The 16278-nt window shown below is 59.8% G+C and carries 5 protein-coding genes; all 5 read left to right on the forward strand.

The annotated features are described in order from the left end of the window. Positions 1-6 precede the first annotated feature (6 nt). Positions 7-6468: a colibactin hybrid non-ribosomal peptide synthetase/type I polyketide synthase ClbK gene (gene clbK, locus M6G53_RS02415; protein WP_253328601.1), complete on the forward strand. Its 6462-nt coding sequence runs from the start codon at positions 7-9 to the stop codon at positions 6466-6468. After that, positions 6461-7924, forward strand: a complete 1464-nt coding sequence (gene clbL / locus M6G53_RS02420; protein WP_253328603.1) for a colibactin biosynthesis amidase ClbL — start codon at positions 6461-6463, stop codon at positions 7922-7924. The genes clbK and clbL overlap by 8 nt, the downstream gene beginning before the upstream one ends. 61 nt (positions 7925-7985) lie before the next feature. Further along, positions 7986-9425, forward strand: coding sequence for a precolibactin export MATE transporter ClbM (clbM, locus tag M6G53_RS02425; protein WP_253328605.1), 1440 nt, complete (start codon positions 7986-7988; stop codon positions 9423-9425). Next, a complete protein-coding gene (gene clbN, locus M6G53_RS02430) occupies positions 9422-13789 on the forward strand; it encodes a colibactin non-ribosomal peptide synthetase ClbN (protein WP_253328607.1) in 4368 nt (1455 codons plus the stop codon). Before clbM ends, clbN begins: the two co-directional genes overlap by 4 nt. Positions 13790-13818: 29 nt before the next feature. Beyond that, complete coding sequence (gene clbO, locus M6G53_RS02435; RefSeq protein ID WP_253328609.1) at positions 13819-16278, forward strand: colibactin polyketide synthase ClbO; 2460 nt, start codon at positions 13819-13821, stop codon at positions 16276-16278.

The raw sequence follows: 16278 nt of genomic DNA on the forward strand, positions 1-16278 counted from the left end.
AAACTGATGACTTACAGTGAAAGCGATATCGCCATCGTCGGCATGAACTGCCGCTACCCCGGCGTACACAGCGTTGCTGAGTTCGAAACGGTGCTGCGTACCGGACGCAACATTTTGGCGCCGAAAGTGACCCCGTGTGACGGCTACAATCAGATCACGCTGAACAATGTGTATGAGCGTATGGCGGAGTTCGACGCCGGCTTTTTCGGCTACAGCCGCGCGGAAGCGGAAATCATGGATCCGCAGCAGCGTGTGTTTCTGACCTGCGCTTGGGAGATGTTTGAACAAAGCGGTTACCACCCGCAGGAGCATGACGTGCGCGTCGGCCTCTATGCGGGCGTGAGCACCAGCTTCTATTTGCTTACCCACCTGATGAGCAACCCGGACAAGCTCGCGCAACTCGGCGGTCTGCAGATCATGGTCGGCAATGACAAAGATCATTTGACGTCCCAACTGGCTTACCGCCTGAACACCACCGGTCCTTGCGTGACGGTTCAGGCCAGCTGCGCCACCTCGCTGGTGGCCGTTCATCTGGCCTGCGAGGGCCTGCTGAGCGGACAGTGCGATATGGCGCTGGCGGGGGGCGTCACGTTCCGCATGGAGGATCAGCGCGGCTATGACTCGCGTGGCGATGGACTGCAAGCGGAAGATGGCCTGATCCACACCTTCGACGCGCAGGCTAGCGGTACGGTGTACAGCAGCGGTTTGGGCATGGTGCTGCTCAAGCGGGCTACGGACGCGCAGGCGCAAGGGGATAACATCCTTGCCGTCATCAAGGGCAGTGCCATCAACAACGACGGCGGCGCGCGCGGCGGCTATACCGTGCCGGGCGTTGAGGGTCAGGAAGCGGTGATGATTGAGGCGCAAAGCCTGGCAGGGGTGACGCCGCAGCAAATTCAGTATCTGGAACTTCACGGCAGTGGCACCCCGTTAGGCGACGCTATCGAATTTGCGGCCATCAAACGCGCGTTTGGAGCGGCAGCGCCGAGCGCGACGCCGTGGCGTCTGGGGGCGGTGAAACCCAACGTGGGCCACGTGGAGATGGCATCCGGCGTCACCGGACTCATCAAAACGGTGCTGAGCCTCACTAACCGGGTGTTTTATCCCACGCTGAATTTTCAACGGGCCAACCCGCAACTGGAGCTGGAGCGCAGCCCGTTTGAGGTGGTTTCCCGTTTGACGCCTTGGCCGGAAAGCGCCACGCCACGCACAGCCGGCGTGAGCGCGTTCGGATTGGGCGGCACCAACGCGCATTTGGTGGTGCAAGCCCCATTGCCGATGCCGCAGACTTTGGCGCAGCAGGCGGGGCCTGTTGCCGTCTCGCTCTCGGCAAAATCCCCCGACGCGTTGGAACAGCTGCAGAACGCTTTGCTGGCGGAGCTGGCCGCGCATCCGGAGACGCGCTTACAAGACGTGGCTTACACCTTGCGTCACGGGCGCCTCTCCGCCCCGGTACGCAAGTGGGTCATCGCGGAGGATTGCGCCCAGTTAGCCCGACAGTTCCACGACGCACCGGCGGTGACGGCAACCTCCGGCAGCACGATTAGCTGGCGGTTGGGGCACCGTTTTTCTGTCGAACCCGATACGCTCAGTGACTGGCTGGCGTGTTCTGAGGCGTTGTCCCGGACCGTGGGACAACTGTTGGACCATTTTCCGCTCGAAGCGGCCCGCCTGCGCGATCTCACGCCCGCGCAACGGACGTTTATCAGTCAATATGCGCTGATCGCGCTGATTGAAGAACGGGAAACGTTGAATGCGGCGCCGCACGGCGTCGGCGACGGTTGCTATGCAGCTGCCGTACTGCGTGGTGACTGTACGCTGGCGCAGGCATGGCGCGGGTTGAATGCGGGCCAACCGCCTGACGATGGGCCGACGGTTCCCTCTGCGCAACCCGGCGTTTTGTCTCTGACGCTGGACGACGCGGCGGGGGATGCCAACCGCGCAGTGTTACAGGCGCTGGGGCAGCTATGGTTGGCGGGCGTTAGCCTGGATTGGCGCTGGGTGGATGCGGCGGAGCGTATGCGGGGCAGTCAACGAATCGTCCTGCCGGGGACGGTCTTTGCGCCGCAACGCTATTGGGTCGAGGCCGTGCGGCCTGCCACGTCTCTTCAGGTATCGTCGAACGCCGTATCCTGCACCTCAAAATCCGAGATTGTCGCTGCGGTGACGGCGATGTGGGAACGCACGCTCGGCGTCAGCATTGACGATCCCCATGCCAGCTTCTTCGAACTGGGTGGGCACTCGCTGTTAGCTTCAACCATTTTGTATGATATTCAGCAACATTACGGCACCACCTGCACGCTAAGCGCATTCTTTGCCGATCCCACCATCGAGGGATTAAGCCGTTATCTGCTCGAACAAGACGGCAGTGAGGTAGAGGTTTCCGCGTTGCCTGACCCGGTATTTGCTCCTGACCAGCAGCATCTGCCTTTTCCGCTGACGGACGTGCAGCAAGCCTATTGGGTTGGGCGGCGCAAATCCCTGGGGCTGGGCAATATTTCGACCCATATCTATGTCGAATATGAACTACAAGGGCTGGATGAAACGGCGTTCAACCGTGCGCTCAATGCCGTGATTGCGCGGCACGGCATGTTACGCGCCATTGTCAGCGATGACGGTATGCAGCAGGTCTTGCCAGACGTGCCGGAATACCACGTTGCCTTCCATACCACTCCGTGCGAGGACGCGTTTCAACAGCGTTGCTGCGCACTGCGTGACACCCTCTCGCATCAGATCATTGATTGCAGTTGCTGGCCCCTGTTTCAAATGGAAGTCGTGGTCGATCCGCAGCAAAAAGCCCGGCTGCATGTCTCTATCGATCTGCTGGTGGCCGATGCGTGGAGTCTGGAGCTGTTTATCCGGGAACTGGCGTATCACTATCGCCATCCGCAGGCGGCGTTGCCTGCGCTGACGTACAGTTTCCGCGACTATGTGCTGACCTTGAAATCCTACGAGAAAACGCCGCAGTTTGAACGGGCGCGTGACTACTGGCGCGCCCGCGTCGAGACCCTGCCGCCGGGGCCACGCTTACCGCTGCGCATCGATCCCGCGAAGCTGGATAACCCCACGTTCGTGCGCCGTAGCCATCGCCTGCCGCGAGCCATCTGGCAACGCTTGAAAACGCAGGCGGGCCAAATGGGTATCACGCCTACTACGTTGCTGCTCACGGGGTTTGCTCAAGTGCTGGCGCGCTTTAGCGCCTCGCCGCACTTTAGCCTTAACCTGACGCTGTTCAATCGTTTGCCGCTGCATGCGGATATCAATCACCTGATGGGTGACTTTACGGCACTGACGCAGCTGGAGATTGACCTGTCGCAGGGAGAAACCTTGCAGGCACGGGCCAACGCGATCCACGCCCAGCTGTGGCGCGATTTGGATAACCGTTTGTTTGGCGGTATCCAGGTCTCCCGCCTGCTGGTGCAAACCCATCGCGATCCGGCGAAATCGGTGATTCCTATCGTGTTCACCAGCCTGCTCAATCAGGACGAGGCGCGCTGGGAAACGGACGATACGCTGTTCAGCCAGTCGCAGGATGATCAGTACAGCGTCTCGCAGACGCCGCAGGTGTGGCTCGATCATCAGGTGATGGAGCGCAACGGAGAATTGCATTTCAACTGGGACGTCGTGGAGCAGTTGTTTGAACCGGCGCTGATGGATCAGATGTTCCAGTGTTATCGCCAACTGCTGCACACACTGGCGCAGCGACCACAATGCTGGCAAGAGACGCAAGACGTGCTGGCGCTGCCCGCCGTTTGCGCACCGGTCACGCAGGTTCCCGCGCCGACGGCGCTGTTGCATCACGGGCTTTTGCGTCAGGCGGCACTGACGCCACAGGCGACCGCGCTCATCAGCCCGGCCCGCGAACTGACCTACTGCCAACTGTCGACGGCGGCGGATAATGTGGCCGGCGCCCTGTTCGCGCTGGGCGTACGGCACGGCGATCGCGTGGCGGTGGTGATGGAAAAAGGCTGGCAGCAGATCGCCGCCGTGCACGGCATCTTGCGACTGGGTGCCGTCTACCTGCCGGTGGACCCGGCGCTGCCGCCACAGCGTCGCCAGCTGTTGCTGACGGCGGGCGAGGTGCGGGTGCAGGTGACGCAGCCGGGCCTTGCCGCGCTGGCGCCGTCGCTGCCCGCGCTGGCCATCGACGACGGGATGCTGGACGCGCCCGCCGCGCCGCTGCCGGCAGTGGCGGCGGAGGCCACGGATCTGGCCTATATCATTTTCACTTCCGGCTCCACCGGTACGCCGAAAGGGGTGATGCTCGACCACCGCGCCGCCATGAACACGCTGGAGGACATCAACGAACGCTTTGGCCTCAACGCGCAGGATCGGCTGTTCGGGCTGTCGTCGTTGAGTTTTGACCTGTCGGTGTACGACGCCTTCGCACCTTTTATGGTGGGCGCGGCGCTGGTGCTGCCGGAGGCGGGGCGAGAGAAAGATCCGCGTCATTGGCAGGCGGTGATGGCGCATGGCCGCGTGAGCGTCTGGAACGCGGTGCCTGCGCTGATGCAGATGCTGTGTGAATACCACGGCGGCGATCGGGCGTGCTATCCGACGTTGCGTTTGGCGCTGCTGAGCGGCGACTGGATCCCACTGACGTTGCCGGGGCAGATGCGCGAGCGGCTCAATGAAAAGATGGCGATCATCAGTCTGGGCGGTGCGACCGAATGCGCCATCTGGTCGGTGTACTACCCGATAGCTGAGGTGGAGCCGGCGTGGAGCGGCATTCCCTACGGCCGTGGACTGCGCAACCAGCCAATGTACGTGTTGAATGCGCAGCTGGAGGAGTGTCCGGTCGGCGTGGAAGGGGAGATCTGCATCGGTGGTATGGGGCTGGCGCAAGGCTACCTGAACGACGCGGAGAAAACCGCGGCGAGCTTTGTGTGGCGGGAGGCGAGCGGCGAGCGAGTGTATCGCACCGGGGATCGCGGGCGCTATTTTGCCGATGGGCAAATTGCCTTTTTGGGGCGCAACGATACCCAAGTGAAGGTGAACGGTTTCCGCGTCGAATTAGGTGAGATCGAGCGCTGCATTGCTCGCCATCCTGATGTAGAGCAGTCGGTGGTGGTGGCGGTGGGCAATGCGCAACATCGTCGGCTGGTCGCTTTTGCCAAACTGCACGATCGCCACAAAGCGCAGGCATTGCACGCCAGGGAGGCCGAGGCCGCAGCGCTGGAGCAGGGCATTATTGTGAATCCGGCGCAGCGCCTGGCGTTCAAGCTCAAGGAATCGCATATTCGCGTGCTGAATGGTCCGGGCATTGCGTTGACGGTACCTGCGGATAGCGCACGTTACATCAAACGCCGCAGTTATCGCCATTTCAGCGGACAAAAAACCACGCTGGCACAGTTGGGGCAACTGCTGTCGGGCTTGGGGCAGATGCGTTTGCCTGGTCTGCCTTTTGCCAAGTATGCCTATGCGTCCGCCGGGGGGTTATACCCGGTGCAAACCTACGTGTACCTGCATCCTGAAAAAATCGAAGAAGGGGTTTCCGGTATTTACTACTTCAACCCGCGTGAGGGCAGCCTGATGCCGGTGGCGCCAGAGGTGGTGTTGAACAGCGCTTTCCACGCCGGTCCCAATCAGTCTATTGCCGATCGGGCGGCATTCACGCTGTTTATGGTGGCCGATATGGCGGCGATCGCGCCGCTCTATGGACAAGAGGCCGGTTGGCACTTCTCAGTGATGGAAGCCGGCACCCTTTGCCATTTACTGGAGGACGATGCGCCGCGTTACGGATTGGGGCTGTGTCAACTGGGGATGGCGGACTTTTCCGCGGTGGCATCGCACTTCCAACTATCGCCGCACCATCGCTATGTCCATTGCACCGTGGGGGGCGCGCTAGGGCAAGATGCGGGCAGTGCCGCCGCCTTGATGCGCGATTTCTCCACCTATGAGAAACCGAGCGAAACTGCCGCGCCGGTGGACATGCAGGGCTACAAAGACGCCATGCTTCACAGCCTGCGTCAGCAACTGCCTGACTATATGCTGCCGAGCAACGTGGTGCTGGCGACCGATTTTCCCTTGACCGCCAACGGCAAGTTGGATCGGCAAAAGTTGCAGCTGCAGGGCGAACAAATCGCCCACCAGCGCGACGGCGTGGCCCCTATTCAGGCGGACGGCGCGCTGCAACAGCGGCTGGTGGCGCTCTGGCAGGAGGTGCTCGGGGTGAGCGACGTGTCGGTCGAGGACGATTTCTTCTCGCTGGGGGGCAGTTCTATCGAGTTAGTGCGTATTCAGCAGGCGCTGGAGGCTCTTATCGGGCAGGAGATCCCCATTGTCGACCTGTTCCGTCTGCCAACCATTGCGGATGTAGCGCGTTATCTCAATGACCAACGGCACAACCTGCCCGAAGCCAGCGATGTCGTGCTGGCACAGGCCGAGGCGTCGCAGGTCGGTGCCGCGCGCGAGAATCTGGCGCGGCGGCGTAAGCGCGCTCAACAGGGAGGAAAGGGCGATGAGTGAGCAGAGCTACCGTAGTGCAGGGACGCTGTTGGCGCAGTTGGCGTCCGGGGAAACAACCTCCGTGGCGTTGGTGAATCACTATTTTGCTCGCATGGCGCAATTTAACGAGCCGTTGAACGCGGTGGTGCAGCATCACCATGCGTTGGCGCTGGAGGCCGCCGCGCGCGCCGATCGCGAGCGGCTGGAGGGGCGCGCGACGGGCGTGCTGCACGGATTGCCCTGCACCGTTAAGGAATCGTTTGATGTACAGGGGTGGTTAACCACATCCGGCGCCCGCCATCTGAAAGATAACCGGGCGACGCAGGATGCTCCTTCTATCGCGCGCCTGCGCGCCGCCGGGGCGATCCTGATGGGCAAAACCAATGTGCCGATGATGACCGCAGATTGGCAAACCTATAACGATCTGTACGGCACCACCCATAACCTGTGGGATAGGCAACGTTCACCTGGCGGATCGTCCGGGGGGGCGGCGGTGGCGCTGGCGGCGGATTTCACCCCCGTGGAATTTGGCAGCGATCTGTTTGGCTCAATGCGCATTCCCGCACACTACACCGGCGTTTATGCCCATCGCTGTAGCCTGGGGTTGATGTCGGTCAGAGGACATGTGCCCGGCGGTGGCCCGCAAGCGACGAATGAGCCGGATCTCTCGACGGCGGGGCCCATGGCGCGCAGCGCGGCGGATCTGCGTCTGATGATGCGCGCGCTGAGCGCATTCTGGGTGGAACCGCCGCGTATTCCCGATTTTAGCCGTTATCAGGCCAAAGCAAACTACCGCGTGTGCACGTGGTTTGGTGCACCCCACCATGAGATAGACCAACAGGTCGCACAGCGTTTTCAATCATTTATCGACAGGTTACGCGCACAGCCAGGCGTGGAGGTTGATGACGCTATGCCCGCCGACATCGATCCCGACGCGCTGTTTGATATGGCTGTCAAACTCAGCGGCCGACTGGTAGGCACGGCGCTCAATGGACGCCAGCGCCTGACCGCCGGGCTGGCGGCGCTGGGCTTCAAGCTGGTGGGCAAGCTGGCGGATGTGCCTGAGGGGATGGCGAGCTATTACCAGGGCATGCTGAACGACAGCGACGAACAGCTGCACACAGACAAACTCCGCCGCGAATACAGCCGGGTGATAGAAACCCTTTTCGCCCGTTATGACGTGTTGTTGACACCCGTCAGCCCGGTGCTGGCCTTTGCGCACATGCAGCAGCCGGTGCGTAAGCGCAAGCTTATCGTCAACGGCGAACCGCAGGATTACAACGAACATCTGTTCTGGAACATGTTGGCAACGGTTTTTGGTTTGCCTGCCACCGTCTACCCATTGGCGAAAACGACGGATGAACTGCCGTGCGGCATACAAATCATCTCCGGGCATTTTCACGATGATGTGACGATTAACTTTGCGGAGTTCTGCGAAAGCATCAGTGGCGGATTCACGGCGCCGGATGGGTATTAAAGGCAGATATCGGTGACTGCGTCGCTAAAGGTGCGGCGCTTTTAATGAATAAGGAGCAGGTATGACGGTGAATAAGCTTGAGCCAGACAGCGGCACGCCGAACGATGAGCGGTTCGCGGTGGCGGGGATGTTTGACGGCTCGCTGTACAGATTACTCCTGCGCATGGCGTTGCCGATGTTTGTCGGTATGTTGACGCAGGTGACCTATGCCATTGCCGATATTTTTTGGCTGAGCCACATTGATGTCGCCAACAGCGGCATCATTGCTGGCGTGGGGCTGATTTTTCCCGTGGGGATGGGGTTATTTGCCATCGCCAACGGCATTCAAATCGGTATGGGATCGTTGCTGTCCCGCACCATCGGCATGCAGCGGTTGGATCGGGCGCAGCAGATTTTGTCGGTCGGTATCACCATCGCGCTATTTTTCGCGGTCGTGATCGCCGTGCTCGGCTATGTTTATGCGCAACCGCTACTGCGCGCGCTGGGGGCCACGGAGAGCATCATCGGCTACGCGGCGGACTTCTATTACTACTCGCTGCCGACCGTGTTCAGCATCATGTTGATTGGCGTCATGATGGGGTTGTTTCAGGGCGCGGGCAAGATCATGGTCATCATGAAGGCCTCGTTGCTGGGGGCGCTGGTGAATATCGTGCTCGATCCCATCATGATCTTTGTGTTCGATTTTGGCGTGAAAGGGGTGGCGTTGGCGTCGTTGCTGGCGCAACTGAGTGTGGTCGTCTATTTCCTCTACGCATTGATGGGGCTGCGCCTCGGGCTGAGCGTACGCATTGCATTACGGCCATTCTCCTGGCAAACCTACCGGGAGTTTCTCTCCGTCGGCTTGGCGCAGATGCTGATGCAACTGATCATTTCGATCGGCATCGTGATTTATAATTTTTTCATTGTCAGGTTGGACGTCAACGCGATGGCGGCATTTACGCTGACTGGTCGTATCGACTATTTCATCATGACGCCGATGCTGGCGATCGCCGCCGCGCTGCTGACCGTGGTGGGGCAGAACTGGGGGCGCGGCAATGTTACCCGCACGCTGGATGCCTATTGGGCCGCCGTCGCGCTGGCCTTCTCGATCGTACTGGTACTGGCCGTCGCGCATATTGTGCTGGCACCCTGGATCTATCCCCTGTTTACCCACGTTGGCGCCGTCAGTGACTACGCGGTGCTGCAAACTCGCATCATGGCGCTGGCGCTGCCCTTTATCGCTGTCAGCATGTTGGCCAGCGAGTATTATCAGGCTATCGCCAAGCCATGGTATTCGGTGTTGCTGACGCTGATGCGTCACGTGTTTATTTCTGTCCCCGCCGTATACCTGCTGGCGTTTGTGTTGGATATGCGTATTACCGGCGTCTATTTTGGGGCGATGAGCGGCACTTTCGTGGCTGCGTTGTTGGCATGGCGTCTGCTGCGGATTTCACCGCGCCTGCTGCGATGGAATCAGGAGACAGTACGCGCCCAGCACCCTGATATGGAGGTGGCGCCATGACGCTGGGCAACCCGTTGTTGTGGCCACAGCAACAGTGCCACATCATTGACCAACTGTATCCTCATAGCGGCGTAAACACCATTGGCGGTGTGGTCGCCATTGAGGGGATTGTCGATCTGCCCCGGCTGCACGCGGCCATCCAGTCCGCCATTCGGCAATTTGATGCGTTGCGCATGTGGTTTGTCATGGGTGAGGGCGGTGAGGTGGTCAGTCAGGTGCAGCCTTATCGCTGGCGTGATATCCGCCATTTGACCTTTGCCCCGGACAGTGCTGAGCAGCGCTCACGCTCGGCGGCGAGCGAGGCATTCGTCGATAAATGGCTCAGCCAGCCGTTTACGCCGCTGGACAACGATCTGTTTGAGTTCGTCACCTTTACGTGCGGCGAGCAGCACAGCGGCTATTTCTTTAAAGCCCACCATGGCATTGCCGATGGTTGGTCAATGGCGCTGTTGTCAAACCACGTCAAAAGAGCGTATGAACAGCCGGACACAGCGGATGATGCGCCGCCAGCCTATAGTGCATTTTTGGCGCAGCAGCAGTCTTATCAAAGGTCGTCGCGCTTCGCCGTCGATCGCGACTGGTGGCGTGGTTATATCGACGAATACCGCGACTGCTTTCCGGACAATTCCCCCATCGTCGCTACTGAGGGCATCATTTGTTCCACCTGGCTCGAACCGGCCATGATTAACCGCCTCTACGGGCTGTGCGATCGTTATCGGTGTACGCTTAACACACTGTTTATCGCGCTGTTCGCCCTCTATCGCGCCAGAGTATGGGGGGAAGAAAAAGGCGTGTTAGGCGTGCCGTTAGCCAACCGGCATTCTCGCGAGGCGCGACGTTGCTTTGGCATGTTTACCAATCATCTGTCGCTGGCTTATCGACTGACGCGTACGGTTCGCTTCAGTGAACTGGTCGCCTTTTTCCAACGCGAACTGGAACGCGGTTTTAAACACAGTAAATACCCCATTACCTTATTCAATCAGGATTTGGCGGAACGCGGTGGCGGACAGCTGCGGGCATTTGATTATTGCGTTAACTATTATAACTTTACCTATGAACGCCACATCGCGGGAGCCGCGCAGTACGTGGAGAGTTACTACAGCGGCGCGCAGTCCTACAAACTACAGATTGTTTTGCAAACTGTTAATAATCATAAAGAAAGCCTTAGGTTAAGTCTGGAGGCACTGCGCAGCGCCTTCGCACCGCGCCAACTGACCGCGATAAAAAATGGCCTGCTGGATTTGGTCACGGCACTGGATGCACAGCCCGACGCCCGTTTAGGCGAGCTCGACGTCTATCCTGCACCGCGCATCGCGTTGGTGGGCGGCGCAACCCGGCCCTTGTTTCCGTCCCTGTTTGCGGCACAGGTTGTGGAACACGGCGATCGCACGGCGTTGTTCGATAATGAACAGTCTTTGACCTACCGGCAACTGGACGAAGGCGTTGAGCAGGTGGCGCATTATCTACGCCAGCTCGGGATCGGGCGCGGTCAGGTGGTGGGGATTGCAGCCGAACACAGCGCACAAACGGTGATGGCCATTTACGGTGTCTTGCGCTGTGGCGCGGCGTTTCTGCCACTCAATCCCGGGTTGCCAACGGCGCGCCTGCACGCCATGTGCTGTAAAGCGCAGGTGGCGCATATCCTTTACGATCCGGCGATGCAGGAACTGGCGCAGGCACTGGCGTTTCCCGCGACCAGTTTGACCGTGGCCTCAATGACCCCGGTGCTTGCTAGCGAGCCTTGGTCCGTCATTGAGCCGCAGGATCTGGCCTATGTGCTGTTTACCTCCGGATCGACCGGCGAGCCTAAAGGAGTGCAGGTCTCTCATGGCAATCTGGCTAACTATCTCCATTTCGCCGCCGAACGTTACTTTACAGCGCAGGACCGGGCTGCGCTCTACTCTTCGTTGTCCTTCGATTTGACCATCACCACGCTGTTCGCCCCCTTGTGTGTGGGCGCGAGCATCAGCGTTTGTCGTCACGCTGAGAGTGAAGCACTGCTGCGTATGGCCGTGGCTGAACAGCCCAACTCGGCTATCAAACTTACACCTGCGCACCTGCAGCTGTTGTGTGTGGCTGGCATCGGCAGCGATCGGATTCGTACCCTAGTGGTAGGCGGGGAGGATTTCAAACGGGATCTGGCGCGTAAGGCGGCCGATCTCTTTCCTCAGGCCGCGATCTATAACGAATATGGGCCGACAGAAGCCACGGTCGGCTGCATGATCTATCGCTACACCGGGCAGGAAGCTGAGTCTTCGTTGCCCATCGGTGTGGCGATCGACGGCTGTCAGGTGGCGATTTGCTCCCCCTGGGGTTGCCCGGTGCCGGAAGGCGAGGCTGGCGAATTGGTGATTTACGGCGCGTCAGTGACGCAGGGATATATCGACGCGCCGCAACAAACGGCCGCAGCCTACCTTAATGATGCCAATGGGGTGACGATCGGTTACCGCAGCGGCGATATCGGCTACGCCATGGCCCCCGATATGCTGGCTTATCAGGGGCGCGATGACGATCAGATCAAAATCAACGGTTACCGCATTGAGCTGCGCGAAATCGAACAAGCGCTGTTGAGCGCGCCTCAGGTGGAAAGTGCGGCGGTGGCGGTGATTGATGATGCGCAGGGGCTGCACAGCGGGTTGCTGGCCTGCGTGACGCCGTCATCCGTTGATGTGGCGGCCGTGATGCAACACCTGCGGCAACAATTGCCTACCTACATGCAGCCCCGGCAGTGTTGCGCCATCGCCCAACTGCCGCTGTCGCTCAATGGCAAGGTGGACGTGCGCCAGATAGCCGCCGTGGCCCGAAGCGCCGCGCCTGCGCCGGGTGGCGAGCCGCAAGGGGACACGGCGATAAGGCGTGCGGTGCGGGCCTGCGTGGAGGGGGCGCTGGAACAAACCGCGTTCGAGGATGACGAAAACCTCTATGTCCTGGGATTGGACTCCATCAAGAGTATCCAGATTGCGGCGCAGCTCAGACGCCACGGCAGGACTATGCCGGCGGTACAGGTGATGGAGTGTGGCACGGTGAACGCCATCTGCGTCTTTCTCGCCAATCATGCAACGGCACCTCAATCCACGCAGCATGACCCCAACACCCGCATCGATCTGCCCGCGTTGCGTTGGTTTGAGCAGTTGGCGTTGCCTGTGCCTGATGTTTATAACCATGTCATTGTGCTGCAAGCGTTGCCAGGCTGCCCGATTGAACAGTTACACAACAGGCTGCATGCGTTAATCCAGCAGCAGCCCGCCTTGCGCAGTGCGCTCGACGCTGATGGACGGTTGCGGGTATGCGATCCTGATGCGTGCTATCCCAACGGGGCGCTAACGGAATACCCGCCGGGGCAGTGGACGTTGGCGGCGGTGATCGCTCAGTGCAATAGTGCGCTCGATGTGACAAGCGGCCGCGTCTTCACGGCTGCCCTGCTGCGGGCCCCGCAGCCGGCGTCCAGCCGATTGGTGCTGTGTGCCCATCACCTGTGCGTGGATATGCACTCTTGGTATCTGATCCTCAGCGCGCTGGATGCCGCCAACACCGTCAATGGCGTCAGCAACAGCGGCCTCCTGCACTGGAACGACTATCTGGCGAGCAAAACGGTAGACGTCGGCACGCACGACAACTGGCGCGCGGTATGCCAAACGCCGCCGCCGCATTTCCCGTCCGTGTCACCGGTGGATGACGCATTGCCTCGTACGCGCGCCTGGCGTGAAGACTTTCGTCACCCCTGCGTCGGCAGGCTGTTTGAATCCCGTGGAGATACCGCGTACAGCGCTGAAACCTATGTGCTGACGGCGCTGGCGCTGGCGCTGCGTCACTACAGCGATGAGGCGTGTTGCCGCATCGAGATGGAAGGGATGGGGCGCGGTTGCTGGCCCGATGAGCCTGATGTTGCGGACACGGTTGGGTGGTTCACCATGTTTTATCCTTGGGTGATCCCACTGCATGGCGATGTGGCGACACTGTTGCCTGCGATCGCTGCCGATTTGGCAACACGCACGCACGGCGGGGGAGATTATGGCCTGCTGCAAATGCGCCATGCGCCGGAGAGCCTTCATGCGCAAGGCGTCCGAGTGAACTACATCGGCGTACAGGCGCAACCTCCACTCCGCCATTTTCATATTGATCATTTGCATAGCGACATCTATACCGCGCCGGAGAACGCACTTGGCTGCGCGCTGGAGTGGAATATTGCGCGCTCGGCGGCGGATGGCCTCTCCTTCCACTGCCGTTACGATCCTGCGCGCATTGCGTTAAATGACGTGCAACTGCTGCTGACGCGTTACAAGAACAGCCTCACTGCGCTGGATGCCTGGTTACGCCAACACTGCGCCACGCCGACGGGCACACCGACGCTGTGGGCGCTATGAACACGATGCCAACCCTTAAGGAACAAACAATGGCAAAGGACGAATTTACCTGCGGCCCGTTGGACGTTGCCATTATTGGCATGAGCGGCCGTTTTTCCGGTGCGGAATCAGTGCCGGAGTGGTGGGACAAACTGTTGGCAGGCGAGGCGCTTACCCAGCCGACATACACTGCAGATGACAGCGGGAACCCTTGGATTAGGTTGCGCAATATGATTGCCGATCCCTATGACTTCGATGCGGCATTCTTCAATATTCCGCCCGGCGAAGCCCTGTTGATGGATCCGCAGCAACGGGTGTTTCTGGAGTGCTGTTACAACGCGCTCGAGCATGCGGGCTATATTCCCACGCAGCTTAAGCGGGTTGGCGTCTATGGAGCGGCCTATGCCAATAACTATTTTATCGACCGCGTCTATCCGTACCTGAAGAAGAGCGGAGATCGCCGCTATCTACAGGCGCAGATTGGCAACGAAAAGGATTACCTGTGCGCCCAGGTTGCCTACAAGCTGGGGTTTACCGGACCGGCGGTGAGCGTACAGACCGCTTGTTCCAGCTCGTTGGTGGCGGCGCATCTGGCGTGTGAAGGACTATTGGCTTTTCAAGCCGATGTCGCGTTGGCAGGTGGTGTCACCCTGGGCTTTTTACAGGCGGATGGCTACAGCCCGCAAGGCGATAAGCTGGTGTCGCAAGACGGACACTGCGCCCCTTTTAGCGCCGACGCGACCGGCACCGTATACAGCAGTGGTGCGGGCGTGGTGGTGCTGAAACGTCTCGAGGATGCGCTGCGCGATCGGGACAGGGTGTATGCGGTGATCAAGGGGGGCGCGGTGAATAACGACGGCGCGCGCCGATTGGGGTTTGTCGCCCCCAGCGTTGAGGGGCAGGTGGAGGTGATCAACACGGCGCTTGCCGCCGCCGAAGTCGCGCCGACCGATATCGCACTGATCGAAACGCACGGTACCGGCACCCCGTTGGGCGATGAGATTGAGTTGGAAGCGCTGTATCGGGTTTTCGCACCGGCATGTGCGCCGCACAGCATTCAACTGGGTGCGGTAAAAGCCAACCTGGGGCATTTGGGGGTCGCCTCCGGTATCGTCAGCTTAATGAAAACCGCACTGACGCTGCATACCGGCGTAGTTCCCTCGCAGATCAACCTGGTACATAAGCATAAAAGGCTGTTGCAGCCGAGCTCGCCATTTTATCTCAGTGATTTAGTGACATCTGTACCGCAAACGAAACGGATTCATGCTGCCGTCAGTTCATTCGGGCTGGGGGGAACCAACGCACAGTTGATTTTGCAAAACTGGTGTGAGACGCCTGCACAAGTGGCGCAATGTAATGAGCGCCGCCTGTTTTTCTTTAGCGCCAAAACGGCATCGGCACTTAGACAACAGCTGGATGTTCATCACCATGCGCTGGCGACCTATGCCGAGGAAGATAAGGATCGCGTCGCCTACACGCTCTCGCAGCGTCGGGCGCATTTTCCGTATCGCTGCGCGTTGGCAGCGCACAGCCTGGCGGCGTTGTGCGCAAGTCTGGCGGAGCGGCGGCATGCCGACATGCCTTTTACGCCCATCAGTGCGGAAAACACCGTGGTGTTCCTCTATCCGGACCGGGACGATGCGCTGGAGAGTACCATGGCATACCTGCTTGCACGTCAACCTGACTTGCGCCGACGGCACCAGCGCTTATCCCACGACGTTGCGCAAATCTACGTGCCGGCAGATTGGACACCCGCGTTGCGCCAGTTTATCCAGCAGGTGAGCCTTAGCGAATGGCTGATCGGACAGGGGATCTCGCCGGTGCAGCACATCGGCTACCAGACGGGCGCAGCGGCGGCGCAGTATGTTGCGCGCACCCTATCACTGGATAACGTCGTTCAGCAGGTGATCGCGGCTGAGACGACACCGGGACAGATGTTGGCCGACAACAGCGACCTGCGCGAAACATTGGCCAATCTGGCGCTGACAGCGGGAACGCTGATGCTGGAAATCGGTCGTGCGGGGACGTTTTCCGCGTTGTATCACCAGCATGCGCAGTGGGTGGGGCAAACGGTGTTTTTCCCCGTGCTGGATACGGATACGCCTGAGGATGTTTTGCCGTTGTTGGCGGCGCTGTGGCAGCGAGGTGCAACGGTTCGCTTACCGGAAATGCATACCGCGCAGACTATCGGTTTACCCGGTTATTCGTTTGATCGCATCCGGTACGAAATTCAGGCCAGCGAAGCGGAGGAAAGCGCTACGTTGCCGGTGAGTTATTTATCAGTCAGCGATTTTGTGGAAAAAACCTGGCGTTCGTTGTTATGCATCGATCGTTATGACGAACAAACGGTCATTTTCGAATACGGTGCAACCTCGATGCACATTATTTCTTTCGTCAATAGCTGCAACCACATTTATAAAATCGGACTGTCCGCCGCCGATATCTACGCCAGACCCGGTATCCGCGAGCACAGTGAATATATCTCCAAATGTGTTGATGATGTTTTATAG

It is taken from the genome of Serratia nevei (assembly GCF_024160145.1).
Classification (GTDB): Bacteria; Pseudomonadota; Gammaproteobacteria; order Enterobacterales; family Enterobacteriaceae; genus Serratia; species Serratia nevei_A.

Excerpts from the sequence above, each read along its gene's own strand:
- clbK (WP_253328601.1), top strand. The coding sequence starts at position 7 with ATGACTTACAGTGAAAGCGATATCGCCATCGTCGGCATGAACTGCCGC.
- clbL (WP_253328603.1), top strand. The coding sequence starts at position 6,461 with ATGAGTGAGCAGAGCTACCGTAGTGCAGGGACGCTGTTGGCGCAGTTG.
- clbM (WP_253328605.1), top strand. The coding sequence starts at position 7,986 with ATGACGGTGAATAAGCTTGAGCCAGACAGCGGCACGCCGAACGATGAG.
- clbN (WP_253328607.1), top strand. The coding sequence starts at position 9,422 with ATGACGCTGGGCAACCCGTTGTTGTGGCCACAGCAACAGTGCCACATC.
- clbO (WP_253328609.1), top strand. The coding sequence starts at position 13,819 with ATGGCAAAGGACGAATTTACCTGCGGCCCGTTGGACGTTGCCATTATT.